The sequence below is a fragment of the Streptomyces physcomitrii genome, from assembly GCF_012273655.1.
Lineage (GTDB): Bacteria > Actinomycetota > Actinomycetes > Streptomycetales > Streptomycetaceae > Streptomyces > Streptomyces physcomitrii.
Window position 1 is genome coordinate 38875 of the sequence record NZ_JAAWWP010000008.1, and the last position, 25223, is coordinate 64097.

18 protein-coding genes and 2 tRNA genes are annotated in these 25223 nt (G+C 72.2%); 1 reads left to right on the top strand and 19 read right to left on the bottom strand.

Annotated elements, in window-relative coordinates; translation table 11 throughout:
• Positions 1–317: 317 nt before the first annotated feature.
• Positions 318–2207, bottom strand: a complete 1890-nt coding sequence (locus HFV08_RS14845; protein ID WP_168539661.1) for an AMP-dependent synthetase/ligase — start codon at positions 2205–2207, stop codon at positions 318–320.
• A 276-nt stretch (positions 2208–2483) separates the two neighbouring features.
• Positions 2484–4358: a translation elongation factor 4 gene (gene lepA / locus HFV08_RS14850; protein ID WP_168539663.1), complete on the bottom strand. Its 1875-nt coding sequence runs from the start codon at positions 4356–4358 to the stop codon at positions 2484–2486.
• A 350-nt stretch (positions 4359–4708) separates the two neighbouring features.
• Here lepA and rpsT point away from each other — a divergent pair, with 350 nt between their 5' ends.
• A complete protein-coding gene (gene rpsT / locus HFV08_RS14855; protein ID WP_040253695.1) occupies positions 4709–4975 on the top strand; it encodes a 30S ribosomal protein S20 in 267 nt (88 codons plus the stop codon).
• A 273-nt stretch (positions 4976–5248) separates the two neighbouring features.
• Here rpsT and HFV08_RS32355 read toward each other — a convergent pair whose 3' ends face one another.
• The 17 genes from HFV08_RS32355 to nadD all read right to left on the bottom strand — a co-directional run bounded on the left by HFV08_RS32355 (position 5249) and on the right by nadD (position 25197).
• On the bottom strand, positions 5249–6622 hold the full coding sequence (locus HFV08_RS32355) for a hypothetical protein (RefSeq protein ID WP_210430335.1): 1374 nt from the start codon (positions 6620–6622) through the stop codon (positions 5249–5251).
• A 399-nt stretch (positions 6623–7021) separates the two neighbouring features.
• On the bottom strand, positions 7022–8008 hold the full coding sequence (holA, locus tag HFV08_RS14865) for a DNA polymerase III subunit delta (protein ID WP_210430336.1): 987 nt from the start codon (positions 8006–8008) through the stop codon (positions 7022–7024).
• A 103-nt stretch (positions 8009–8111) separates the two neighbouring features.
• Positions 8112–8357 carry a hypothetical protein gene (locus tag HFV08_RS14870; protein ID WP_168539666.1) on the bottom strand — a complete coding sequence of 82 codons (246 nt, stop codon included), beginning with the start codon at positions 8355–8357 and terminating at the stop codon, positions 8112–8114.
• 119 nt (positions 8358–8476) lie between these two features.
• The gene (locus tag HFV08_RS14875; protein WP_281373481.1) at positions 8477–11080 is read right to left on the bottom strand and encodes a ComEC/Rec2 family competence protein; all 2604 of its coding nucleotides are present in this window, start codon (positions 11078–11080) and stop codon (positions 8477–8479) included.
• Positions 11081–11412: 332 nt separating this feature from the next.
• Positions 11413–12390, bottom strand: coding sequence for a ComEA family DNA-binding protein (locus HFV08_RS14880; RefSeq protein WP_312885625.1), 978 nt, complete (start codon positions 12388–12390; stop codon positions 11413–11415).
• A 1274-nt stretch (positions 12391–13664) separates the two neighbouring features.
• Complete coding sequence (locus HFV08_RS14885; protein ID WP_246341764.1) at positions 13665–14402, bottom strand: maleylpyruvate isomerase N-terminal domain-containing protein; 738 nt, start codon at positions 14400–14402, stop codon at positions 13665–13667.
• A 118-nt stretch (positions 14403–14520) separates the two neighbouring features.
• Positions 14521–15366, bottom strand: coding sequence for a DegV family protein (locus tag HFV08_RS14890; protein ID WP_168539668.1), 846 nt, complete (start codon positions 15364–15366; stop codon positions 14521–14523).
• A 63-nt stretch (positions 15367–15429) separates the two neighbouring features.
• The gene (locus HFV08_RS14895) at positions 15430–16182 is read right to left on the bottom strand and encodes a hypothetical protein (protein WP_168539669.1); all 753 of its coding nucleotides are present in this window, start codon (positions 16180–16182) and stop codon (positions 15430–15432) included.
• Between the two features lie 208 nt (positions 16183–16390).
• Positions 16391–19300 carry a leucine--tRNA ligase gene (gene leuS, locus HFV08_RS14900; RefSeq protein WP_168539670.1) on the bottom strand — a complete coding sequence of 970 codons (2910 nt, stop codon included), beginning with the start codon at positions 19298–19300 and terminating at the stop codon, positions 16391–16393.
• 528 nt (positions 19301–19828) lie between these two features.
• A tRNA-Ala gene (locus HFV08_RS14905) sits at positions 19829–19901 on the bottom strand.
• A 146-nt stretch (positions 19902–20047) separates the two neighbouring features.
• On the bottom strand, positions 20048–20281 hold the full coding sequence (locus HFV08_RS14910; protein ID WP_040253679.1) for a hypothetical protein: 234 nt from the start codon (positions 20279–20281) through the stop codon (positions 20048–20050).
• Between the two features lie 3 nt (positions 20282–20284).
• A complete protein-coding gene (locus HFV08_RS14915) occupies positions 20285–20467 on the bottom strand; it encodes an IS1 family transposase (protein WP_168539671.1) in 183 nt (60 codons plus the stop codon).
• 465 nt (positions 20468–20932) lie between these two features.
• Positions 20933–21005: transfer RNA gene (locus tag HFV08_RS14920), tRNA-Ala, on the bottom strand.
• Positions 21006–21096: 91 nt separating this feature from the next.
• On the bottom strand, positions 21097–21717 hold the full coding sequence (locus HFV08_RS14925; protein WP_168540019.1) for a histidine phosphatase family protein: 621 nt from the start codon (positions 21715–21717) through the stop codon (positions 21097–21099).
• A gap of 113 nt (positions 21718–21830) precedes the next feature.
• Complete coding sequence (gene rsfS, locus HFV08_RS14930) at positions 21831–22289, bottom strand: ribosome silencing factor (RefSeq protein ID WP_168539672.1); 459 nt, start codon at positions 22287–22289, stop codon at positions 21831–21833.
• 197 nt (positions 22290–22486) lie between these two features.
• On the bottom strand, positions 22487–24550 hold the full coding sequence (locus HFV08_RS14935; protein WP_168539674.1) for an LCP family glycopolymer transferase: 2064 nt from the start codon (positions 24548–24550) through the stop codon (positions 22487–22489).
• On the bottom strand, positions 24547–25197 hold the full coding sequence (gene nadD / locus HFV08_RS14940; RefSeq protein WP_168539676.1) for a nicotinate-nucleotide adenylyltransferase: 651 nt from the start codon (positions 25195–25197) through the stop codon (positions 24547–24549). Before nadD ends, HFV08_RS14935 begins: the two co-directional genes overlap by 4 nt.
• Between the last annotated feature and the right edge of the window lie 26 nt (positions 25198–25223).

Below are 25223 nucleotides of genomic sequence, written 5' to 3' on the forward strand. Positions count from 1 at the left end.
GCGGGGTGGCCCGTCCGCCTGTGGACAACGGGCGGCGGGCACGCTTGTGGACAACCGGCGACCGCGGTCTGTGGACAACGCCGGGTCCCCGGATGTGCACAACGAGGCGCCCGCCGATGTGGACAACGGAAGGTCCGCGGATGTGGACAAGCAGCGGCCCGCGGATGTGGACAAGCGGCGGCCCGCCGATGTGCACAACGGCCGATCCCGCACTCGCGCGCACCGGGCGCAGACGGCAGACGGCAGACAGCGCACACGGCGAAGGGCGGCCGGGTCTCCCCCGCCGCCCCTCGCTCGTGCGGTCCGGCCGCGCGGGCTCAGGCCTCGCGCGCCCCCGCGTACATCTCGTCGATGAGGTGCTTGTACTCGCGCTCGACGACCGGCCGCTTGAGCTTGAGGCTCGGGGTCAGCTCGCCGTGCTCCACGTCCAGGTCGCGGGGCAGCAGCTTGAACTTCTTGATCGTCTGCCAGCGCTGGAGGCCCTCGTTGAGCTGCTTCACATAGCCCTCGACCATCTCCAGCGTCGCGGGGGCGGCGACCACCTCGGCGTAGGACTTGCCCCCGAGACCGTTCTCGGCGGCCCAGTCGAGCAGCGGGGGCTCCTCCAGGGCGATCAGGGCGGTGCAGTAGTTGCGGTCCGCGCCGTGCACCAGGATGTTCGAGACGTACGGGCACAGGGCCTTGAACTGGCCCTCCACCTCGGCGGGCGCCACGTACTTGCCGCCCGAGGTCTTGATCAGGTCCTTCTTGCGGTCGGTGATGCGCAGATAGCCGTCGGCGGACAGCTCACCGATGTCGCCGGTGTGGAACCAGCCGTCCGACTCCAGGACCTCGGTGGTCTTCTCCGGCTGGCCGTGGTAGCCCTGCATGTTGTTGGGACCGCGCAGCAGGACCTCGCCGTCGTCGGCGATGCGGACCTCGTTGCCGGGCAGGGGCTTGCCGACGGTGCCGGTGCGGTAGGCCTCGCCGGGGTTGACGAAGGCGGGGCCGCTGGTCTCGGTGAGTCCGTAGCCCTCCAGGATGTGCACGCCGACGCCCGCGAAGAAGAAGCCGATCTCGGGGGCGAGCGCCGCGCCGCCGGAGATGCAGGCGCGCAGATTACCGCCGAAGGCTGCCCGGATCTTCTTGTAGACGAGGGCGTCGGCGATCTTGTGCTTCAGCTCCAGGCCGAGCGGGGCGCTGGCCTTGCCGGTGCGGCGGAAGTTGTCCTGGGTGACCTTGGCCCACTCGCGGGCGACCTCGGCGGCCCACAGGAAGATCTTGTACTTGGCGCCGCCCCCGGCCCGCGCCTTGGCCGCGACGCCGTTGTAGACCTTCTCGAAGACGCGCGGCACGGAGGCCATGTACGTCGGCTGCACGATCGGCAGGTTCTCGATGATCTTGTCGACCCGGCCGTCGACGACGGTGAGGTGCCCGGCCTCGACCTGCCCGGACAGCAGCGCCTTGCCGAAGACATGCGCGAGCGGCAGCCACAGGTACTGCACGTCCGCCTCGCTGAGCAGCTCCGTGCCCACCATGGCCTTGGCCATGTAGGACCAGCAGTCCTGCGTCAGCCGTACGCCCTTGGGGCGGCCGGTGGTGCCGGAGGTGTAGATCAGCGTGGCCAGCTGCTCGGCGCCGAGCGCGCCCACCCGCTCCTTGACGATCCCGGGCTGTTTCTCAAGCAGGGCCGTGCCGCGCGCCTCCAGTTCGGCGAGGCTGAGCACCCAGCCCTCGGGGTCGCCGGGCTCGGCGGTCAGGCCCTCGGTGTCGATGACCACGACGTGCACGAGACCGGGCAGCTCGGCGCGGGTGTCACGGGCCTTCTGCAGCTGCGTGACGTCCTCCGCGATCAGCACCTTGCTGGCGGAGTCGGAGAGGATGAAGGAGGCCTCGTCGGCGTTGGTCTGCGGGTAGAGCGTGGTGGTGGCCGCGCCCGCACAGAGGATCGCGAAGTCCGCGAGGATCCACTCGATCCGGGTGGAGGAGGCGAGGCCCACCCGCTCCTCCGCTTGCACCCCGAGGTCGACAAGCCCGGCGGCGATCCGCGAGACCCGCTCGGCGGTCTGCGCCCAGGTCAGCGACTCCCACTCGTCCGGCCCCTCACCCGACTTCGCCGGTACGGGATATCGGTAGGCCTCGGCGTCCGGCGTCGCCGCCACGCGATCCAGGAAGAGGTTCGCCACGGAGGGCGGCCGGTTTTCGATCAGGGTCTTTGTGTCGCTCACGACATCCTCCGGGGCCCGCGGGCTGCGCACGCCGTGCAGGTGCGGCTGACGGGTTCACTGGCTGGTTGCGGCTGCTTGCTTAACTCGCGAGTAACCATCGAGCAGTGGTCAGAGTATTCCGCGTTCGGCCGCCATGTAAGAGGGCACGGGGTGTCACTTCCTACAGATGGAGCGATGTGCGCGTGTGACAGATCACAGGCCACGGGCCTGCCGCGACACTGCGCGGCAGGCCCGTGGGGGTGTGCCTGGGGATGTCAGCTCTGATCGATTTCCGGACTATTTCTTGCCCTTGCTCTGACCGCCGCCGTCATCACTGGACAGGACCGCGATGAAGGCCTCCTGGGGCACCTCGACCGCGCCCACCATCTTCATCCGCTTCTTGCCCTCCTTCTGCTTCTCCAGCAGCTTCCGCTTACGGGAGATGTCACCGCCGTAGCACTTGGCGAGCACGTCCTTGCGGATGGCGCGGATGGTCTCGCGGGCGATGACCCGGGAGCCGATCGCGGCCTGCACCGGCACCTCGAAGTTCTGCCGCGGGATCAGTTCCTTCAGCTTGGCCACCAGCCGCACCCCGTAGGCGTACGCCTGGTCCTTGTGCGTGATCACCGAGAAGGCGTCGACCTTGTCGCCGTGCAGCAGGATGTCGACCTTGACCAGGTCCGCGGACTGCTCGCCGGTGGGCTCGTAGTCGAGGGAGGCGTACCCGCGGGTCTTGGACTTCAGGTGGTCGAAGAAGTCGAAGACGATCTCCGCGAGCGGCAGCGTGTAGCGGATCTCGACCCGGTCCTCGGAGAGGTAGTCCATGCCGAGCATGACGCCGCGCCGGGTCTGGCACAGCTCCATGATCGCGCCGATGAACTCACTGGGCGCGAGGACCGTCGCCCGCACCACCGGCTCGTACACCTCGGCGAGCTTGCCCTCGGGGAACTCACTCGGATTGGTGACCTGGTGCTCGGTGCCGTCCTCCATGAGCACGCGGTAGACCACGTTCGGGGCGGTGGCGATCAGGTCGAGCCCGAACTCCCGCTCCAGGCGCTCGCGGACCACGTCCAGGTGCAGCAGGCCGAGGAAGCCGACCCGGAAGCCGAAGCCCAGGGCGGCGGAGGTCTCCGGCTCGTAGACCAGCGCGGCGTCGTTCAGCTGGAGCTTGTCCAGCGCCTCGCGCAGCTCCGGATAGTCCGAGCCGTCGAGCGGATACAGACCCGAGAAGACCATCGGCTTCGGGTCCTTGTAACCGCCGAGCGCCTCCTCGGCGCCCTTGTGCAGCGAGGTGATGGTGTCACCCACCTTGGACTGCCGGACGTCCTTCACCCCGGTGATCAGATAACCCACCTCGCCGACGCCCAGACCGTCGGCGGGCAGCATCTCCGGGGAGTTGCTGCCGATCTCCAGCAGCTCATGGGTGGCGTTGGTGGACATCATCCGGATCCGCTCACGCTTGTTGAGCTGGCCGTCCACCACCCGGACGTAGGTGACCACGCCCCGGTACGAGTCGTAGACCGAGTCGAAGATCATCGCGCGGGCGGGCGCGTCGGCGACGCCGACCGGGGCCGGGATCTCCGCGACCACCTTGTTCAGCAGCTCCTCCACACCGAGGCCGGTCTTCGCGGAGACCTTCAGCACCTCGTCGGGCTCGCAGCCGATCAGGTTCGCCAGCTCCTCGGAGAACTTCTCCGGCTGCGCGGCGGGCAGGTCGATCTTGTTCAGGACCGGGATGATCTTGAGGTCGTTCTCCATCGCCAGATAGAGGTTGGCGAGGGTCTGCGCCTCGATGCCCTGCGCCGCGTCGACCAGGAGGACCGTGCCCTCGCAGGCCGCGAGCGAACGGGAGACCTCGTAGGTGAAGTCCACGTGACCCGGGGTGTCGATCATGTTCAGGATGTGGGTGCTGCCCTGCTGCGCGCCCTCCGTGGGCGCCCAGGGCAGCCGCACCGCCTGCGACTTGATCGTGATGCCGCGCTCTCGCTCGATGTCCATCCGGTCGAGGTACTGGGCACGCATCTGCCGCTGCTCGACCACGCCCGTCAGCTGGAGCATCCGGTCGGCGAGCGTGGACTTGCCGTGGTCGATGTGCGCGATGATGCAGAAATTGCGGATCAGAGCCGGGTCGGTACGGCTCGGCTCGGGCACATTCTTAGGTGTCGCGGGCACGCGGGGTCCTGATTCTTGAGGCGCCGGGCGTCGGGCTCGGAGGGCTCCACCGCCGGAATCCGCCCGCCCCGAGGGCCGGTTTCTCCGGTGTGCAGCGTCGATATGCAGGCTCCATGCTCCCATGGGTCGGGCACTGCGCACGGTTTGGGCCGCTCCGAGGGCGGCTGGTAGCCTGAGCAGCTGTGTCTCATGCCCTCTCGGCGCGAGGCACGGTGCGCGAGCAGAGCAGTACGGCGAACCGCACCCGCACCACCCAGTACGACGACGCCCGCAGCAGTACGGCGTCCGGCAAGAGGCCTCCGGGGGCTCTCCTCGAAGGCCAGACATTCTGAACCTGAAAAGGCTCTTTCGTGGCGAACATCAAGTCCCAGATCAAGCGGATCAAGACCAACGAGAAGGCGCGCCAGCGCAACAAGGCCGTCAAGTCCGCTCTCAAGACCTCGGTCCGCAAGGCTCGCGAGGCTGTTGCCGCGGGTGACGTCGAGAAGGCCACCGAGTACCAGCGCGTTGCCGCGCGCCAGCTCGACAAGGCCGTCTCCAAGGGCGTCATCCACAAGAACCAGGCCGCCAACAAGAAGTCGGCCCTGGCTTCCCAGGTCGCTTCCCTCAAGGGCTGACACCCCTCGGCCCCTCGCGGGCCGCACGGCTTCGGCCGAGCCTCAGGGCCCGGCTCGACGACGTGAACCGTCGGCGGGGACCCAGAGCGGGCCCTCTCATCCGCTCCCCGGCCGGCACCCCGGACTCGCACACCGAATCGCGTTCGCCACGCGGGTACGAGTCCTCCCAACGCAAGACCTGTGAAACCGAAGACCCCGGCACTGTCCTTTCCCCAAGGACGGTGGCGGGGTCTTCGGCTTGCCGGGGGGCGGCGAGATCGCTCGCCTGGTCGGTTATGCCTGCGGTGGCTGCGCCTGCGGCTGCGGCTGCGGCTGCGGCTGCGGCGGGGAGTACGGGGGCTGGGGGGCGGCCTGCCGGGGGTCGGGGTGGTGCTGGGGGTCGAGGTGGTGGGGATCGGGGTGCTGGGTGCCGAAGGTCATCGTGTGGTCGGTACCGGGCGGGGGCTGGTGGGGTGGCTGGTGCTGGGGGTACGGCTGGGATGACTGCGGCTGCGGGGGCTGGTGAGGCTGCGGGGTCTGCTGGTGTTGCGGGAACTGCTGGGGGTTTCCGTACGGCTGGGGCTGTCCCTGGTGCTGGGGGTATCCGTACGGCTGAGGTGGCTGGGCTTGCGGCTGGGGCGGCTGGGGCTGGTAGTGCGCGGGGGTCACCGGTATGCCCAGGGCCATCGTCTGCTGGGGTTCCGGGGTGGGCTGAGTTCCGGGGGCGGGCTGGGCGGCGGGCTGCGGACCGCCGTAGGAGGCGGGCTGGTCCGCGGGGTACGAAGCGTAGGGGCCCGTCGGCTGCGGGGCGTACGGGCCCGCGGGGTTCTGCGGGGATGCCGGGGGTTGCGGCTGGGCGTAGGCCCCGAAATGGGCTGGGGCTTGGGCCTGCTGGGCGTACGCGGTCGTGGGGTGCGGCTGGGCGTGGGGGCCGCCGGGAGCCGGCTGCGGGGGCTGGCCGTAGGGCCCCGGCGGGGGCTGCTGGGCGAAGGGGTTGCCGGTGGGCTGCGGGGCGGCGGCGAAGGGGTTGCCGCCCGCCGGATCGGCAGCGCCCGCGAACGGGTTGCCGTGGCCGGGCAGTTGACCCCCGGGCGGCAGATACCGCAGACGGCCGGACTCGTCGGTGACCGCGGTGAAGCCCGCGTCCCGCAGCCGCGCCGCGAACTTCGCGTTGCGTTTGCGGTTCACGAAGAAGCCGATGCCGAGGAGGGCCATCAGCAGGACCCACATGCCCACCACGAAGGGCGCCACGTCCCCGCCCGCCTGCACGGCGCCGATGACGCATCCGCCGGTCACGCCCAGCGCGGCGAACATCATCCGCTTCTCGGCGCTCTTGCCGGTCAGGTCGAAATTGAGGCGGGCCTTGAGCAGTTCCAGCGCCGCGGGCTCGGAGGGCGGCAGCGCGCCGTCGTTGCCCGCCTGCGGATACTGCGCCCAGGAGCGGCCCGCACGCTCCCTGCCCTGAGGCGTCATATCCGGCACGATCAGCATCTTGAGCGAGGTGTCCCGGCCGCCTCCGGTCCGTACATCCGCGTACTGGTAGCCGAACTGCTCGGCCAGAAAGGCGAGTCGGGCGAGCTTCTTCACGGAGGCCATCGCGCTGGTCAGCTCGACGGGCTCGCCGCTCGCCATCAGCGCGAACATCGTGCGTATCTGGCGTTTGCTCACGTCGCTGTCTCCCACCGGCTGCACGCCGTCGCTCGCTGCTCACTCGTTTCCCGCAGCACTCAGCAAACGCCCCGTCGCGGGAGATCGTCAACCGCCTCCTGCCCGGTCGAGGACACCCGGGCCAAGCCGGTTGTCCGCCAACGGCGTTGTGTCCGTGCAGGTGATCGTCCCGCGCCTGGGCACAGGGCGACGGAACAGCCGGAGGAGGAATCCGCCGGCTGAGCGCGATCGCCGGACAATCTCCGGACAACGGGGAGGCCTACGGCTCGGGGCGTACGGAGGAAACGAGTGGGCCGGGGGCGCGGGAGGAGGCAGTCCGGCCGGGCGCAGGGGCAGTCGGGCGGAGAGGGAGCGAGCGGGCGCGGCGGAGAGAGGCGGCCCCGGCGGCTGAAGAGCGGGTCAGGGGCGGCGGCTTCTGGCCGCGCGGGCGATGGTGACGACCGCCTTCTCCAGGGCGTACCCGGGGTCGTCTCCGCCGCCCTTCACCCCCGCGTCGGCCTCGGCCACCGCGCGGAGCGCCACCGAGACACCCTCGGGGGTCCAGCCGCGCATCTGCTGCCGGACCCGGTCGATCTTCCAGGGCGGCATGCCCAGTTCACGGGCGAGGTCGGCGGGGCGGCCGCCGCGGGCGGAGGACAGCTTGCCGATGGCGCGGACGCCCTGGGCCAGCGCGCTGGTGAGCAGGACCGGGGCCACCCCCGTGGACAGGGACCAGCGCAGCGCCTCCAGCGCCTCGGCCGCCCTGCCCTCCACGGCACGGTCCGCCACCGTGAAACTGGAGGCCTCGGCCCGCCCGGTGTAGTACCGCCCGACCACCGCCTCGTCGATGGTGCCCTCGACATCGGCCACCAACTGGGCCACCGCTGAGGCGAGTTCACGCAGATCACTGCCGATGGAGTCCACCAGGGCCTGACACGCCTCCGGCGCCGCGGAACGCCCCTGCGCCCGGAACTCACCCCGTACGAAGGCGAGCCGGTCCGCGGGCTTGGTCATCTTCGGGCAGGCCACCTCGCGCGCCGCCGCCTTGCGCGCGGCGTCGAGCAGGGCCTTGCCTTTGGCGCCCCCCGCGTGCAGCAGCACCAGGGTGATCTCCTCGACCGGTGCCCCGAGGTAGGCCTTGACGTCCTTCACGGTGTCGGCGGCGAGGTCCTGTGCGTTCCGCACCACCACGACCTTGCGCTCGGCGAAGAGGGAAGGACTGGTCAGCTCGGCGAGGGTGCCGGGCTGCAGACGGTCCGGGGTGAGGTCCCGTACGTCGGTGTCGGCGTCCACAGCGCGGGCGGCAGCCACCACCTGCTGCACGGCACGGTCGAGCAGCAGCTCCTCCTGTCCCACGGCGAGCGTGAGAGGGGCGAGCGGATCGTCGTTCTCGTTCTTCCTGGCCATCGCGCCAAGCATCCCACGCCCCACTGACAGCCGGGCCGGGCCGGGTGCCGGGGTGGCGGTGGCGGTGGCGGTGGCGGTGGCGGTGGCGGTGGCGGTGGGCAGCCTAGGGATCCTCGCGCCAGCCTTCCCACTCGGCGGCGAAACGGTCCAGTTCCGCAGCGTCGAGGCGCCGGTCCGGATCCTCGACGGGGACCAGCCACTGGGCGTCCTCGGCGTCGTCCTCCCCGGCGAGCGCGTCCCGCACCGGACGCGGCTGCTCGGTGACCCCGAACCTGGCCATCAGCTCGACGGCGACCTCGTCCGCCGCATCCCGGTCGGGCAGTACCAGCACATGTCTCACATCGCTCACCCGGTCATGATCCTCGATCCGGGGGCCGGGGCTCCACCTTCTTGCTTGGTGGGTGTGCTTACCCGGAGGGCAGGGGGCTCGGCTTGGGGAGTCACCCCTCGCCTGCCAGGCTGCCGCGGCTACCGCGCCTCGGTGGCCGCCCTGAGGCCCTCGCCTCCCGTTCCCATCACCGCCAGGGCGCCGTCCTGGTCCGTGCGCAGCACCTGCGTGCCCAGGGACCGCAGTGCCATCACCGTGTGCGGGGACGGATGCCCGTACGGATTGCCCTCGCCCGCGGAGATCAGGGCGAGCCGCGGGCGGGCTCTGCGCAGCAGTTCGGGGTCCTGGAAGGCGGAACCGTGGTGGGCGACCTTCAGTACGTCCACCGCGGTGACCAGGCCCCCGGCAGGGCTCGCCAACAAGGCCTGCTGTGCGGGCGGTTCGAGGTCGCCGAGCAGGAGCAGCCGGAGGCCCCGAGATCTGACGAGCAGGGTGACGCTGGCGTCGTTGGCCCCCTCCTGGGCCGGTGCGGGAGGCGGCCAGAGCACCTGCCAGTCGAGGTCACCGGTGCGCCGGCGCTCCCCGGCCAGGGCCTGCCCTACGGGAACGCCGTGCTCCTTCGCCGTCCGGTGCACGAACTCCGCCTGCTCGTAAGGGTCCTGCAGCCCCGTCGTCTCGATCGCGCCGACCGCACGTCCCCGTAGGACTCCCGGCAGGCCCGCCACGTGGTCGGCGTGGAAGTGGGTCAGGAGCACCAGCCGGATGCTCCGGATACCGAGGAGGCGCAGGCAGCGGTCGGCCAGGGCGGGATCGGGGCCGGTGTCGATCACCACCGCGGAGCCGTCGCCTACGGCCAGCACTCCGGCGTCTCCCTGGCCGACGTCGCACATCACGAACCGCCACCCCGGCGGCGGCCAGCCGGTGAACACCCGGGTCAGTGATGGTGGTTGGAGCACGGCGAGTATCAGCCCGAGGACGCAGGCGACGCAGGCCCAGGGGTGCCGGACGAGTCTGCGTCCGGCGACCGCGAGGCACACGGTGAGCAGGGCGAGCAGGAGTCCGCCGCGCCAGCCGCCCGGCCAGTCGACGCCGTTGCCGGGCAGTCCCGCACCCGTGCGTGCCACACGCACGATCCAGCCGACCGGCCAGCTCGCGCACCAGGCCAGCCCTTTGGCAAGGGGCATCGCGAAGGGTGCCGTGAGGAGCACCCCGAAGCCGAGCACCGTGGCCGGGGCCACCGCGAGTTCCGCGAGCAGATTGCAGGGTACGGCGACCAGGCTCACCCGGGCGGCCATGAGCACCACGACCGGGGCGCAGACCGCCTGTGCGGCGAGTGCGGCGGCCAGCGCCTCGGCACCCCGCGGGGGCATCCCGCGCCGCTGGAGCGCGGTGCTCCACCGGGGCGCGAGGACGAGGAGTGCCCCGGTGGCGAGTACGGAGAGCACAAAGCCGTAGCTGCGCGCCAGCCAGGGGTCGTACAGGACGAGCAGTACGACGGCCGCGGCCAGCGCCGGGAGCAGTGATCTGCGGCGTCCGGTGGCGAGGGCCACCAGGGCGAGGCTGCCGCAGGTCGCCGCGCGCAGCACGCTCGGCTCGGGTCGGCAGACCAGGACGAAGGCGAGGGTCAGCGTCCCGCCGAGCAGTGCGGTCGCCCGCAGGCCGATGCCGAACCGTGGGGCGAGACCCCGGCGTTCGGCGCGGTGCGCGCTGCCCGGCGGGCCGATCAGCAGAGCGAGCAGAATGGTGAAGTTCGCTCCGCTCACCGCGAGAACGTGGGTGAGGTCGGTGGCCTGGAAGGCGTCGTACAGCTCCGGTGTCATGCGGGAGGTGTCGCCGACCACGAGTCCCGGCAGCACCGCGCGCGCCTCGGGCGACAGCGAGTCGGTGGCCTCCCGCAGCCCCGCGCGCATCCGTCCGGCGAACCGTTGCGCCGCGGTCGGCCCCCGGACCACGGTCGGCTGTTCCCCGCGGGTGACCCGGGCGACCGCCGCGATCCGGTCGCCGTCGCGGTAGGGCGGGGCCAGTCGTACCGGGACCCTGATCACGGTGGACGGGAGCAGCCTCAGCCACGGCGAGGGGGACTCCGCTGCGGCTGGCGCGGCGCCCTGCGCGCTGGTCCGGGGACCGTACGGCGGCCCGGTGCTCTCCACCGCCCCCATCCGATGCCGCTCCCCGGGGTCCGGTGCGTCCTCGGCCAGGAGGAGCACCGGAGCACGGGTGCGGGTGACCGCGCCGTCGGCGGTGGTGAGGCGGAGCGCCTGGGCCTCCAGTACGACGGAGGTGGGGAGTTGGCGTTCGCCGGTGACGCGGGGGCGGGTGCGGCGGGGGTCGGTGAGGACCTTCAGCTCGACCGTGGCGTGGGCGGACCGGCGGGCGAGGTCGGGGACCGGCCCGCGGTGCACATCCGCCGCGTGCAGCGCAGCCGAAGCCGCCGAGGCCGTGACGCACAGCAGGACGGCGCCCGCGGTGTAGCGGCCCCAGATCCTCGGCGCCCGGGCCCTCCCCCCTGCTCCGTCGCCTGTCCTTGCCCTCTCCCCTGGGCCTGACTGGCCCTTCCGTCCGGGGCCTTCCGGGGCCTCCCGAGCCTCCGAGGTCTCCAGCGACTCCGGCGGCTCCGCTGGCCCCGCCGACTCCGGCGACTCCGGCGACTCCGGCGACTCCGGCGACTCCGGCGAGCGGGGCCTGCACTTCGCGTAGACCAGGAGCAAGGCGGCGAGTACCGCTCCGGTGACGGTGATCGTCATCGCGGTAGGCCAGGACGCACCGGTCACGTACGCCGCGGTTGCCCAGACGGCCAGGGCGGGCGGCAGCAACCGGAGGTCGATGGGGCCCTCTTGGCGGGGATCGGATGCCCCGAGTCGGCTCGGGGCTCGCCGGTGGATGCCTGGGCGCTGACTGTTCTCCGCAGGCCGTTCGGTCGCCGACCGCGGACCGCGCTCCTCCAATTCTCGGGCAGGGTCGATGAGTTGGACGGCCTCCTCACCGGGAGCAGACAGGTGTGGGCGGATGCTGATGTCCGGCGACGGTCCCGGCGGTCCCCCGCTGTCGCTTCCCGCGGCCGCACGCCTTGTGGTGGTCATGGCTGGACCAGGTCGCGGAGGTCGGCGAAGCGGCCATCGCCGATGCCCTTCACCTGACGGAGTTCGTCGACGGACCGGAAGCCGCCGTGCTGGGTGCGGTAGTCGATGATGTGCTGGGCCAGGACGGGGCCGACACCCGGGAGGGCGTCCAGTTGCTCCACGGTGGCCATGTTGAGCGGCACCGGCGTACCCGCCGCCGCTCCGGACTGTCCGGCGCCGGACGGTGCCGCCCCGACTGCACCGCCGCTCGGGGTACCGGCACCGGTCCCGTTGGTCCCGCCGTTCCCGAGGGCGCCCTCCGACGAGGCCTCGCCGACGAGTAGTTGCTCCCCGTCCATCAGCACCCGGGCCTTGTTGAGCCGCGTGATGTCCGTTCCCGGGCGGACTCCTCCGGCCCTGCGCAGGGCGTCGGCCACCCGTGATCCTCTCGGAAGGCGTTGCAGACCGGGTCTCCGTACCTTCCCGCCGACGTCCACATAGATCTCCCCGCCCGTCGCGGGGCTTGCCCCGGTCGCCGGTGCGGTTCCCGCGGTGCCGGGTTCCGCGCCCCGGGACGGGGACACCGTGCGCACGACGTCGGGTGGCCGTACGGACTGGGTGCGACCGGACCAGAAATGCTGGAGCGCGAAACCGGCGGCCAGGACCAGCACCGCGGCGAGAGCGATCACGCTGCGGCGTTCCAGGCCGCACCGGGTCTGGAGCCAGAGAGGCAGTCGCTCGCGCAGTGCCGGAAAGGCCCGCTCGCGCCAGGAGACCGAGGCCGAGGGAACGCCGGGCAGTTCACGGGTGGCGGGGTCGATGTCCTCGGGTTCGGCGTCCTCGGGTTCGGTGCCCTCGCCGTCCCGGTGCCGGGGCTTTCCGTCCGCCGTACGAGCCGGGCCGGGGGCGATCTCGGCACCAGCGCCGGAGCCTGGGCCCGGGGTAGCACGACCAGGGGAAGCACCGCCGGGACGGCGACCGGCCTCGGCCTCCACCTCGGCTTCGGCACCCCGACCGAGACGGGGCTCAGAACGCGGATCGGGATAGGGATCAGGACGCGGACCGGAAGCGGCAGTCAGGCCCGTACGGAAGGCGATCCGGAGGTCCCGGGCAGACCCGGCAGTGGACGTTCCACCGGATCTGTCGCCGCCGACGAGTCCAGTCCCGGCACCACGTACCGCACCCCTCCCGGCCCCGGGATCCCGTACAGCCGCACGCCTCGGCGGCACCTCCACGGGAACCGCCACCGGATCCACGGTCGGAGCCGCGACCGGATCCCCCACCCGGGCCGCCACCGCATCTGCCGCCTGGCTCGCCACCGGATCCGCCGCCGAGCCCGCCCGCGCGGAAGGCGAACCCGCTCGGCGAGGCCGCATCTTCACTGTCGGCGGGTCTTCCCAAAGGGCGTGCTGCGGCTGCCGACTTGATGGCTTCCGCTGCTCGCTCCGGGCCCATGACGGTACGGGCCAGTCGAGGATTTCCCGCGTGGACTCCCGACCGGGGGCCAGCGCATCACTCCCGCCGTCGCCGCCCCGAGTGGCCAGCCCTGTGACACCGCCCTTGGGCTTCTCGAAGAGTGCCTGGGCGCGTTGGTTCACCTGTGGTGTCGGGGATTTGGCCCGGCGGCCGGTGGGGGCGCGATGGCGTGGTCTGCCGCGTACGTCCCCGGCGGGAGGGCGTCCGGGTCCCGTGCCCGCGGGCGCGGTGGTGCCACGGGGCCGGGCTCCCGGGCGGTGGGGCCTCCTGGTGACGATCCTGCGCGGGAGGTCGTCGTCCGGGACCGTGGAAGCAGGGCTCGGTGGCGCGGGGGAGGTGGGCGTGGCCGGTGTACGGGCGAAGGGAGCCGCGCCGAGGAACCGTGGCGACGGGGCCGCCCGGACAGCGACCGCCCTGCTTCCCGAACCCGTGAACACCGTGTCCGTCGGCCCCCGCAGCCCTGCCCTTACCTCAGCCTCTGCGCCTGCGCCCGCTCCAGCTCCAGCTCCAGCTCCAGCTCCAGCCGTCGAGCCTGCCCCGGAATCTGTTGCCGTCGCCTGAGTCGCCCGAGTCGTCTGCCGCGCCCGTGGCGCGGTCGTCGTGGAATGTGTCCGAAGTGCCATGGCGGGGACGTTAAGCGGATCGCCCGGATCGCGATGATCTTGGTCAAATGCGGTGGACAACCTGCCGGTTGTGGATAACTCGCTCACCCGTCACGGCGAACCGGAACCACCAAGGATGACGTTTCCCCTGAGCCACCCGCCCGGAAGCGGCCGGCCCACCCCGCCGCGGATCAGTCCCGCGGCCTGCCGTCCCACCGCCAGGCCGTGAGGCGGGCCCGGCCGGGCAGTTCGCCGCGCCCGGTGGCCCAGAGCAGCGTGGCCCAGGGGTCCGTGCCGCCAGGGGTGTCCGGCCAGAGGCGGTCGAGGACGGCCCGGCAGAGTCCGGCGGGCGGGGTCCAGTCGAGGGCGAGGCCCTGGGCGAGGTCGTGCAGGTGGACGAGTACCTCCACGAGGCCCATGGCGGCGAAGCCTTCGGGATCCGAGACGCCGTAGACGTGGAAGGCGCGCACGGTGGGCGGCTTCGTGCGGACCAGGGCGCTCAGCATCGCGGCGCTCGCCTGGAGCACCTGGAGGAGCCCGGCCGGGCCCGCGGCGCGGTCGGCGCGGATGAGGTTGGCGGGGCCGCCGGGGCGCTCCTCCTCCCAGCGGAAGGGCACGGGGCCGTTCAACGGGGTGGTGGCGGGGCCGATTTGGGCCGCGTAGAAGAAGAGGTCGTCGCTGAGGTGCTCGACGGTCTCCCAGCAGGACCAGTCGAGGGTCCCGGCCTTGGCGTCCCAGTCCGGGGAGTCCAGGGCGGCGCGGAGGGTGGTGACCGCGAGGTCCACGGCGAGGTCGAGGTCGTCGGCGGTGACGGGACGGCGGTCCGGGGCGGTGGCTGCGGCTTCGGCAATGGCCGTGGCTTCGGCTGTGACTGCGGCCTCGGCTGCGGCTTCGGCCGTGGGCGCGTCGGGCGTACGGGAATCGGGCATCCGCGACGGTAACCCGTGCCCCGGTGGCGCCGCCTCCGAATTGGCGGCCGCCCATCCGAGCCGGCGTACCGCCCGCCGCGGGCCCATCCACGGGGCCACGGCGGATGCCCGGACGCGTTCAGCGCGAGGAGACGACGACCCCCAGCAGGCCCGGCCCGGTGTGCGCGCCGATCACCGCGCCCACCTCGCTCACGTGCAACTCGCCGAGTCCGGGGACCCGTTCCCGCAGGCGGGCCGCGAGGGTGGCGGCGCGTTCGGGGGCGGCGAGGTGGTGGACGGCGATGTCCACGGGATTCCGGCCGGTGCGTTCGGTGACGATCTCCTCCAGGCGGGCGAGGGCGCGGGAGGCGGTGCGGACCTTCTCCAGGCTCTCGATACGGCCCTCGTGGAGTTGGAGCAGCGGTTTCACGGCGAGGGCGGAGCCGAAGAGGGCCTGCGCGGCGCCGATCCGGCCGCCCCGGCGGAGGTAATCCAGGGTGTCCACGTAGAAGTACGCGGAGGTCACCTCGGCGCGGGCGCGGGCGGCGGCCACGGCGTCCTCGGCGCTGCCGCCGGACTCGGCGGTCTCGGCGGCGGCGAGCGCGCAGAAGCCGAGGGCCATGGCGACCATGCCGGTGTCGACCACCTCCACGGGCACCGGTGCCTCGCGGGCGGCGAGCACGGCGGCGTCGTAGGTGCCGGAGAACTCGGAGGAGAGGTGGAGGGAGACGATGCCGTCCGCACCCTGCTCGGCGAGGGCCCGGTAGGTCTCGGCGAACTGGCGCGGGCTGGGCCGCGAGGTGGTGACCGACCTGCGCTTCTGCAGGGCTTCCGCCAGGGAGCGGGCCGAGATCTCGGTGCCCTCTTCGAGTGCCTGGTCGCCGAGGACGACGGTCAGGGGGACGGAGGTGATGCCGTGACGCTCCATCGCGGGCTGCGGCAGATAGGCCGTGGAATCCGTAACGATCGCGACATGGCGGGACATGGCCTGGACATTACCTGGGGCGCGGGGGTGGCGGCAGCCCGGGCTCGGCCAAGCGCCGGTGGTTCAGGTGGTGTTCTCGGGGCGGGACTTCCGCTCCCACGGGTACGGGGCCTGCGGCGGCGCCGGTTCGGTGAGGGCGGGGCGCTCCCGGGGGGAGTCCTCCGGCGGGGTCGGTGCGCTGGGGGCGCGCGTCGCGCCGGACCCGGGCGGCTCGCTCCGGGCCGCCGGATCCGGCCACTCGGCGGGCTGAGGGGTGCCGGGCGCCTCGGGGACGGGTGCCCAGTGGCGCAGGGCGCCGGCCTCGACGTCGATCTGGGCGCTCAGACTGTCCAGCTCGTCCTCGGTGAAGCGGCGGGCGCGGTCGCGGGCCGCCCAGCGCAGGGAGTCCGCGGAGGCGGTGATGCGTTCGGTGCGGCGGCGGAGCTCGGGTATGCGCTGGGCGAGGACGGCCTTGTCGGGCTCGGACTCCAGGTGCCGCAGGGTGGCGTCGAGTTCCTGGCCGTGGGTGCTGAGCCGGGCGAACAGGGCGAGTGATTCGCTCAGGCCGGCGTCCTCGGCGGCGCCCGCGCGCAGGGCCTCCTGGGTGGCGCGCATCGAGGTGCGCAGGGAAAGGCGGAGCTGGGCCAGCTCACCGGCGGGGCCCGGCTGGGCGTAGGACTTGGCGCGCAGCGTGGTGTCCTCGACGGTGCGCCGGGCCTGGGTGAGGGTGCGGTCGACGCCGCGCTTGGCCGCGCCGACGGCCTTCACCGTGGCGTACACACCGAGTGCCACGAACAGCACGAAGAGCAGCACCACGACGGTGACCACGACCTCCATGGCGCTCCCTCCTGCCTCTGCGTACGGTGTCCGTCCGCGTTTCGGGCTCGCCGTACCGGCGGCACGGGCCCGCCCGCACTCTCCACCGTAAACGGAGACGGCGGGCGGGAGGTTCCTGAGCGGACCCCGAGGCTCCCCCTAGGGGGTGTCCCGGACCCGCCCCGTACCGGGTCCGCGGCATCGCGGCGGACCCGGCGGGGAACGGCCCTCAGGCGGGAACGATGTTGACCAGCTTCGGCGCGCGGACGATGACCTTGCGGATTCCGGCGCCGTCCAGGGCGGCCCGGACCCTGTCGTCCGCCAGGGCCGCCTGCTCCAGGTCCGCGTCGGAGACGGACGGGGAGACCTCCAGGCGGGCCTTGACCTTGCCCTTGATCTGGACGACGCAGGTGACGGTCTCGTCGACCACGTACGCGGGGTCGGCGACGGGGAAGTCGCGGTGCACCACGGAGTCCTCGTGGCCCAGCCGGTGCCACAGTTCCTCGGCGATGTGCGGGGCCAGCGGGGCGATCATCAGGACCAGGTGCTCGGCGACCGTGCGGGGCACCGCGCCCGCGTTCTTGGTGACGTGGTTGTTCAGCTCGGTGATCTTGGCGATGGCGGTGTTGAAGCGCAGCCCGGCCAGGTCCTGCCGGACGCCGTCGACCGCCTTGTGCAGGGCGCGCAGCGTGTCGCCGTCCCTCTCCGGGTCCAGCTCCCGGTCGACGACGGTGACCTCGCCGCTCTGCTCGTCGACGACATTGCGCCACAGCCGCTGCAGCAGCCGGTACTGGCCGACGACCGCGCGGGTGTCCCAGGGCCGCGAGACGTCCAGCGGGCCCATCGCCATCTCGTACAGGCGCAGGGTGTCCGCGCCGTACTCGGCGCAGATCTCGTCCGGGGTGACGGCGTTCTTCAGGGACTTGCCCATCTTGCCCAGCAGCCGGGAGACCTTGTCGCCCTGGTGGTAGTAGGCGCCGTCGCGCTCCTCGACCTCGGCGGCCGGGACGGCGATGCCGCGGCTGTCCCGGTAGACGTAGGCCTGGATCATGCCCTGGTTGAACAGCTTGTGGAAGGGCTCGGCGGAGGAGATGTGCCCCAGGTCGAACAGGACCTTGGACCAGAAGCGCGCGTACAGCAGGTGCAGTACGGCGTGTTCGGCGCCGCCGACGTACAGGTCGACGCCGCCGGTCGGCATGGACTCGCGCGGGCCCATCCAGTACCGCTCGACCTCGGGGTCGACCAGCTTCTCGGTGTTGTGCGGGTCCAGGTAGCGCAGCTCGTACCAGCAGGAACCGGCCCAGTTGGGCATGGTGTTGGTCTCGCGGCGGTACGGGCGCGGGCCCCGGCCGTCGCCCAGGTCCAGGGTGACGTGGACCCAGTCGTCGTTGCGGGACAGCGGGGTCTCGGGCTGGGTGTCGGCGTCGTCCGGGTCGAAGGTGCGCGGGGAGTAGTCGTCGACCTCGGGCAGTTCCAGCGGCAGCATCGACTCGGGCAGGGCGTGGGCGACGCCGTCCTCGTCGTAGACGATCGGGAAGGGCTCGCCCCAGTAGCGCTGGCGGCTGAACAGCCAGTCCCGCAGGCGGAAGTTGACGGTGCCCTTGCCGATGCCGGTGCGCTCCAGCCATTCGGTGGTGCGCGCCTTGGCCTCGGTGACGCCCAGGCCGTTCAGGTCGACGCCCTCGCCCGCGGAGTTGGTCAGGACGGCCTCGTACGAGCTGAAGGCGTCGGCCCACTCGGCGGGGTCGGTGCCGCGTCCGTCGGTGGGCTCGACAACGCAGCGCATGGGCAGTTCGAAGGCGCGGGCGAAGGCGAAGTCGCGGCTGTCGTGGGCGGGGACGGCCATGATCGCGCCGGTGCCGTAGCCCATCAGGACGTAGTCGGCGACGAAGACGGGGACCTGCTCGCCGCTGACCGGGTTGCGGGCGAAGGCGCCGGTGAAGACGCCGGTCTTCTCCTTGGCGTCGGCCTGCCGCTCGACGTCGGACTTGGCGGCGGCCTGCTTGCGGTAGGCGGCGACGGCCTCGGCGGGGGTGGCGTGGCCGCCGGTCCACACCTGGTGGGTGCCCTCGGGCCAGGCGGCCGGGACGATCCGGTCGACCAGCTCGTGCTCGGGGGCCAGCACCATGTAGGTGGCGCCGAACAGGGTGTCCTGACGGGTCGTGAAGACGGTGATGGCCTCCTCGCCGACGGGGAAGTCGACGCGGGCGCCCTCGGAGCGGCCGATCCAGTTGCGCTGCTGCAGCTTGATCGCCTCGGGCCAGTCCAGGCCGTCCAGGTCGTCCAGCAGGCGGTCGGCGTAGGCGGTGATGCGCATGTTCCACTGGCGCAGCTTGGCCTTGAAGACGGGGAAGTTGCCGCGTTCGGAGCGCCCGTCCGCGGTGACCTCCTCGTTGGCCAGTACGGTGCCCAGGCCCGGGCACCAGTTGACGGGTGCGTCGGAGGCGTAGGCCAGCCGGTACTCGCCCAGCAGGCTCGCGCGTTCGGCGGCGTCCAGCTCGTTCCAGGAGCGCCCTTCGCCGGGGACGGCGCGCTCACCACTGGCGAACTGGGCGATCAGCTCGTCGATGGGCCGGGCCTTGGCGGCCTCCTCGTCGTACCAGGAGTTGAAGATCTGCAGGAAGATCCACTGGGTCCACTTGTAGTACTCGGGGTCGATCGTCGCGAAGGACCGCCGCCGGTCGTGGCCCAGGCCCAGCCTGCGCAGCTGGGCCCGCATGTTCGCCATGTTGGCCTCGGTGGAGACCCGCGGGTGGGTGCCGGTCTGCACCGCGTACTGCTCGGCGGGCAGGCCGAAGGCGTCGAAGCCCAGGGTGTGCAGGACGTTGTGGCCGGTCATGCGCTGGTAGCGGGCGGAGACATCGGTGGCGATGTAGCCCAGCGGGTGCCCGACGTGCAGTCCCGCACCGGAGGGGTACGGGAACATGTCCATGATGAACTTCTTGGGCCGGGCGGCGACGGCGGGATCCCCGGCCAGGTCACCGCTCGGGTTGGGCGCCTCGTACGTGCCCTGCGCGTCCCAGAAGTCCTGCCAGCGTGCCTCAATACCGGCCGCGGTGGCGGCGGTGTAGCGATGGGGCGCCGACTCGGAGGTGGCGGTCCCCGACGCGTCGGCGGCGGAGGAGTTGGTCTCGCTCATGATCCTCAAAGCTCCATGGGTCGTCTCTGCCTGCGGTCCGGAAACGAAAAATCCCCTCGCACAGGAGGGGACGCCGCGCCGATGCCGACCGAGGTTCTCCGTCGGTCGGGACTGATCAGCGCGGCCCGCTAAGCAGAAGGCGTACGGCACGCATGGCGTCAGGGTACCGCAGCCCCCACACCCCTCGCGACGAGGTAAGCCCCGCCCCGGTCCACCCCACCGAAGCCCAGCCGACCGCCCAACCGATCCCAGCGCCCGAGACGGACACCCAACCGAAGACGGCCCCTCAAGGCGGACACCCAACCAACCACCGCGACCCACAACGGCCACCGAACCGACCACCGTGACCAAAGGCAGACACCGAACCGACCACCGTGACAAAAGGCGGACACCGAACCGACGACCGCGACCGACGACGATGGGGGTGCGGGTGGCGAAGCCCCCGCCCCGCGCGGCGCCAGCCCGCGCAAAAACAACGAAAGCGACGAGGTCCACGCTCTCCGTGGACACACGTCGCCTCCGCTTTCGTGGAGCTAAGGAGAATTGAACTCCTGACCTCCTGCATGCCATGCAGGCGCTCTACCAACTGAGCTATAGCCCCGTGCTGCTTCCGCCTGGTTTCCCTGGCGGCGACGCCAACATTACACGGTCGGGGCGGCCCACCACCAAATCGTTTCCCGTGGAGGGGGACGGGGGCCGGACGGCGGTGCCGGGGAGGGGAGTTGGGGGGCCGGCAGGGCCGGTGCCTCAGGCGGTGGCGAAGGTGTAGAAGCGCTTGAGGGTGCAGTGCTCGTCGAGGAGCCTGCCGTAGATGGGCTCGCCTTCGAGTTCCCGGTAGGTCTCGATGGGGTCGCCTTTTATGATCAGCGCCCGCGCGCACTCCTCGCACCAGTACTGGTAGTCGGGGTTGACGGGCTCCATGTCGCGGACGATGGGCGTACCGCTGCCGCACCAGTCGCATTTCCTCCTGTGTGCACCCATCGCTCAGCTCCAGCTGTGGCCGCAGGCCGTACACACGTAGGAGACGCCGCCGTTGTCCCCGAGGACCTGGGCGACATGGGCGGATCCGCAGGACGGGCAGTTCAGGTGCGTTCTCACGGAGGCGGCCTCGTTCGCGGAACTCGCTACGCCGAGGAGCGGGATCTCCTCGGGGTTGCGCGCAGGCATCGCCTCTCCCTCCCGCCGGACCGGTGTCCCCCCGTCCGGCCGTACCGATTCTGCCACGGCCCGGCCACTACGGTCAGCGATGCCTTACGGGCAGACCGTCCACAGCGCGGGGAGCCCCTGGTCCCCCGACCGCACCCGAGGACGTGCCCACCCGAAGCCCAACCTGAAACCCCCGACCACAGGGTCCAGAAGAAGCCCCCGCCCCACCCGACGACCACACCGCGAGGCAGCCACCGACCAACGACCGCACCCGAAGGCGGCCCCCCAGCCGACGACGACGGCCCCCAAAGCCAGACACCCACCCAACCACCGCGACCAACAACGGCCACCGAACCGACAACCTCGACCCACGACGATGGGGGTGCGGGTGGCGAAGCCCCCGCCCCGCGCGGCGCCAGCCCGCGCAAAAACAACGAAAGCGACGAGGTCCACGCCTTCCGTGGACACACGTCGCCTCCGCTTTCGTGGAGCTAAGGAGAATTGAACTCCTGACCTCCTGCATGCCATGCAGGCGCTCTACCAACTGAGCTATAGCCCCGTGTTCTTCCCGCCCGGCGGGCGAACAAGAAGAACCTTAGCCTGCGGGAAGCCGGAAAGTGAAATCCGGCCCCGGGTGCCCCGCGGGCGGCTCAGTCGTCGTCGCCGAGGACGGGTTCGGGCAGGGTGCCCGCGTTGTGTTCGAGGAGCCGCCAGCCGCGCGCGCCCTCGCCGAGCACGGACCAGCAGCAGTTGGAGAGGCCGCCGAGGCTCTCCCAGTGGTGCGGTTCCAGGCCGAGCAGGCGCCCGATGGTGGTCCGCAGGGTGCCGCCGTGGCTGACCACGACGAGGGTGCCGTCCTCGGGCAGCTTGGCGGCGTGCGCGAGGACCACGGGGGCGGCGCGGTCGGCGACCTCGGTCTCCAGTTCGCCGCCGCCGCGGCGCACCGGCTCGCCGCGCTTCCAGGCGGCGTACTGCTCGCCGTGCCGGGTGATGATCTCCTCGTGGGTGAGGCCCTGCCAGACGCCCGCGTAGGTCTCGCGGAGCGCCTCGTCGTGGGTGACCTCCAGGCCGGTGAGCGCGGCGAGCTGGGCGGCGGTGTCCGCGGCGCGGCTGAGGTCGGAGGCGATGATCGCCTGCGGTTCCAGGGAGGCGAGCAGCCGGGCGGCACGGCGGGCCTGGCCGACGCCGGCCTCGGTCAGCGCGATGTCGGTGCTGCCCTGGAAGCGGCGCTCCAGGTTCCAGGCGGTCTGCCCGTGCCGCCACAGGATGATCCGGCGGCCCTTGCGGGGCGCGCGCTCCCGGGCCGCCTCCTCCTGCCGGGCGGAGGCCCCGGCGGACCCGGCGGTCGCGGGCCCCGGCGGTGACTGCGGCTGGGCGGGGGTGGTCACCGCATCTCCCCGCCGAGCTCCCGCAGCTCGGGCGCGACCTCGGCGGCCTCCTGGCGCTGCGCGTACTCGGCGCCCTTGCCGCGGGTGGCCTTGGCCTCCTCGGGCAGTTCCAGCTCCGGGCAGTCCTTCCAGAGCCGCTCCAGGGCGTAGAAGACGCGCTCCTCGCTGTGCTGCACATGGACCACGACGTCGACGTAGTCGAGCAGGATCCAGCGGGCGTCGCGGTCGCCCTCGCGGCGGACCGGCTTGGCGCCGAGGTCCTTGTTGAGGCGCTCCTCGATCGCGTCGACGATGGACTTGACCTGGCGGTCGTTGGGCGCGGAGGCGAGGAGGAAGGCGTCCGTGATGGAGAGCACATCGCTGACGTCGTAGGCGATGATGTCGTGCGCGAGCTTGTCGGCCGCGGCCTGGGCGGCGGTGGTGACGAGTTCGATGGCGCGGTCCGTGGCGGTCATTCCTGGCTTTCGTTCGGCGATGCGGGGCGGTGTGCCGGCCCGGTCGGCCCGGTCGTGGGCACGGCTTCCAGGATCTCACGTACCTCCGGCGTCCCCGGGACGGGCGGAACGCTGGTGCACAGCCGTGACCCGGGCCGCGGGGGCCGGCCGCGCCGCCGCCCGCCCCCGCCCGCCGTGCCCGGCCGGTGCCGCCGGGTTCAGTCCGGCTTCGGCGGCTCGTAGTCGCCGCCGAGCTGCACCAGGACGTCGGCGTTGGCCGGGACCTTGCCCTTGCCCGCGGCGCTCGCGGGCAGGCCGAGGGTCTTGGCCACCTCGACGGCCTGCTGCTTGCGGGACGGGTCGGCGTAACGGACCTGGGAGTCGCCGGTGTGCTGCCCGCTGCCGCCGTCGACGAAGGTGAAGCCGCCGTTGACCAGGCTGACCCGGGCGCTGTCGACCTCGTCCCGGCCCTCCTCGCCCCCGGTGCCGCCGCGGACGCCGACGCGCAGGGCGTCGCCCTTCTCGGGTGCCTTGACGGTGCCGCCGAGGACCTTCCCGACCACCTCGTCGGTGGCCGCGCGGCTCAGGGTGCCGTCGTCCCGCACGGGCAGCAGCGCGGTCTCGTAGTCGCCGCCCTTGGCGCGTTCGGCGAGGCCCGCGAGGAAGGCGCCGAGTTCGCGTTCGGGCAGCGAGGGGTCGAGGATCTGCGCCAGGGACTGCACGGTGACGGTGGCGCCCTGGGTGTCGGAGGAGAGCTTGCGCAGTACGCCCTGCATGACCTGGCCGAAGCGTTCCAGCTGGGCGGTGGGCTGCTCGCCGGGGGCGCGGTAGGTGGCGTAGGCGACGGCCATCGGACCGCTGAGGGTCTGCGCCTCGCCCTTGTGCACCAGCGGGGCCTCGCCCTTCTTCGCCTTCGGCGCGGGCACGTCGGTGTCGGTGGTGACCTCGATGCTGCCGACGAGTTCGACGAGGTTGTTCAGGTACGGGGTGTCCAGCCGCCAGGTGCCCTCGACGCGGGTGCCGAGCAGGGTGTCGACGGCCTCGCTGGTGCCGCTGGACCCGTCCTGGTCCACGGACTTGGCGAGGGTGGTCGCGCTCCCGTCGTCCCCGGCGACGGCGAGCGAGTTGGGCAGCAGTACGGTGCTGCCGCGCCCGGTGGTGGTGTTGTCGACGAGCAGCGCGGTGGAGGTGCCGCCGCCCTTGGTGTTGTGCAGATGGACCAGGATCATGTTCCGCTTCTGCGGACCCGCGGCCTCGGCGCCGCCCTCGTCCTGTCCGGCGCCGAGCCCCGGTATCTTCCCCGCGGACCAGAGGTATCCCCCGCCGCCGAGCAGGGTGAGCACCAGGACGCAGATCAGCGCCAGGCGGCGGCTGCGCCCGCGCCGCTTGGCCTCCTCGCGCCGCTCGGTACGGCTCTCGGTGAACTTCAGCCAGTCGATGACGTCCTCGGAGTCCTCGGTGGGCTCCTCGACGAAGGAGAACTGCTCGGTGCCGTAGTCCTCCCCGCCCCGCTCGCCGAACTGGTCCCGCTCACCGAACTCGTCCTGCCCGCCGAAATCGCCCTGCCCCTCGTCGCTCTCCCGCCCGTGCCCGGGCGCGGGCGCCCGCCGGGACTGCTGCGGGATCCGGTCCGCCTCGCCGAGCCCGGTCCGGCCCTGGCCGGGCTGCGGTGCGGTGTCCCCGAGCTGCGCGTAGGGATCCCCCGGCGGCACCGGCGGCTGCTGCCCGGTGCCGTCCCCGAGCGGACCGTACGGGTCCTGGGCGCCGGGGCCCTGCCCGCCCTGGTGGCCGCCGGTGGCGTACGGGTCGTGGGCCGGCTGCTGCCCGTACCCCGGCTGCGCGTAGGGAGACGGCTGCTCGTACGGGGAGGTCGGGTAGGGCTGGCCGTAGCCCTGGGACTCGTAGGGGGACGCGTAGCCCTGCGGCTCGTACCCCTGGGAGGCGGGCTGTTCGTAGCCGGAGGGGTCATAGCCCTGCCGGCCGGAGGTCTCGAAGTCCTGGGGCCGGTACGGCTGTTGGGGGCCGGTGTCCTGGGCGTACGGGTCGTAGCCGTAGCCCTGGCTCTGGCCCTGGGACTGGTCGTGGGAGTACGAGGAGTACGGGGACGGGTCGGCGTAGGGCTGCTGCCGGCCGTACGGGTCGTAGGAGTCCTGCGGGGGCGGGGCGTCCGGGACCCTGCGGTACACGGGGGCGCCCGAGGCGTCGTAGCCGACGAGTTCGTAGGACTCGCCGGCGGGGTCCCGGTGCCCGTCCTCGCCGTATCCGCGGTAGCCGTCGCTCATGGTGCGCCTCCGCCCCGGGGTGTGCCGCCGCGGTACAGGGCTCTCTTGTCGATGTACCGCACCACTCCGTCCGGCACCAGATACCAGACCGGGTCCCCCGCCGCGACCCTCGCGCGGCAGTCCGTCGAGGAGATGGCCAGCGCCGGGACCTCGACGAGGGAGACCCCGCCGTCCGGGAAGCCGGGGTCGGCGAGGACGTGGCCGGGGCGGGTGACGCCGATGAAGTGGGCGAGGGAGAAGAGTTCCCCGGAGTTCTTCCAGGTGAGGATCTGGCCGAGGGCGTCGGCGCCGGTGATGAAGAAGAGGTCGGCGTCGGGGTCGAGGGCGTGCAGCTCGCGCAGGGTGTCGGTGGTGTAGGTGGCACCGCCGCGGTCGATGTCGATCCGGCTGACCGAGAACTGCGGGTTCTCGGCGGTGGCGATCACCGTCATGAGGTAGCGGTCCTCGGCGGGGGTGACGTCCCGCTGGCTCTTCTGCCAGGGCTGCCCGGTCGGCACGAACACCACCTCGTCGAGGTGGAACCGGGCGGCGACCTCACTGGCGGCGACCAGGTGCCCGTGGTGGATCGGGTCGAAGGTTCCGCCCATGACGCCCAGGCGGCGCTTGACCGTGCTCACCGGACCGGCCGGCTTGTCCTGCTCTCCCATGCGTGCAGACCCTACCGGCCCGGCCG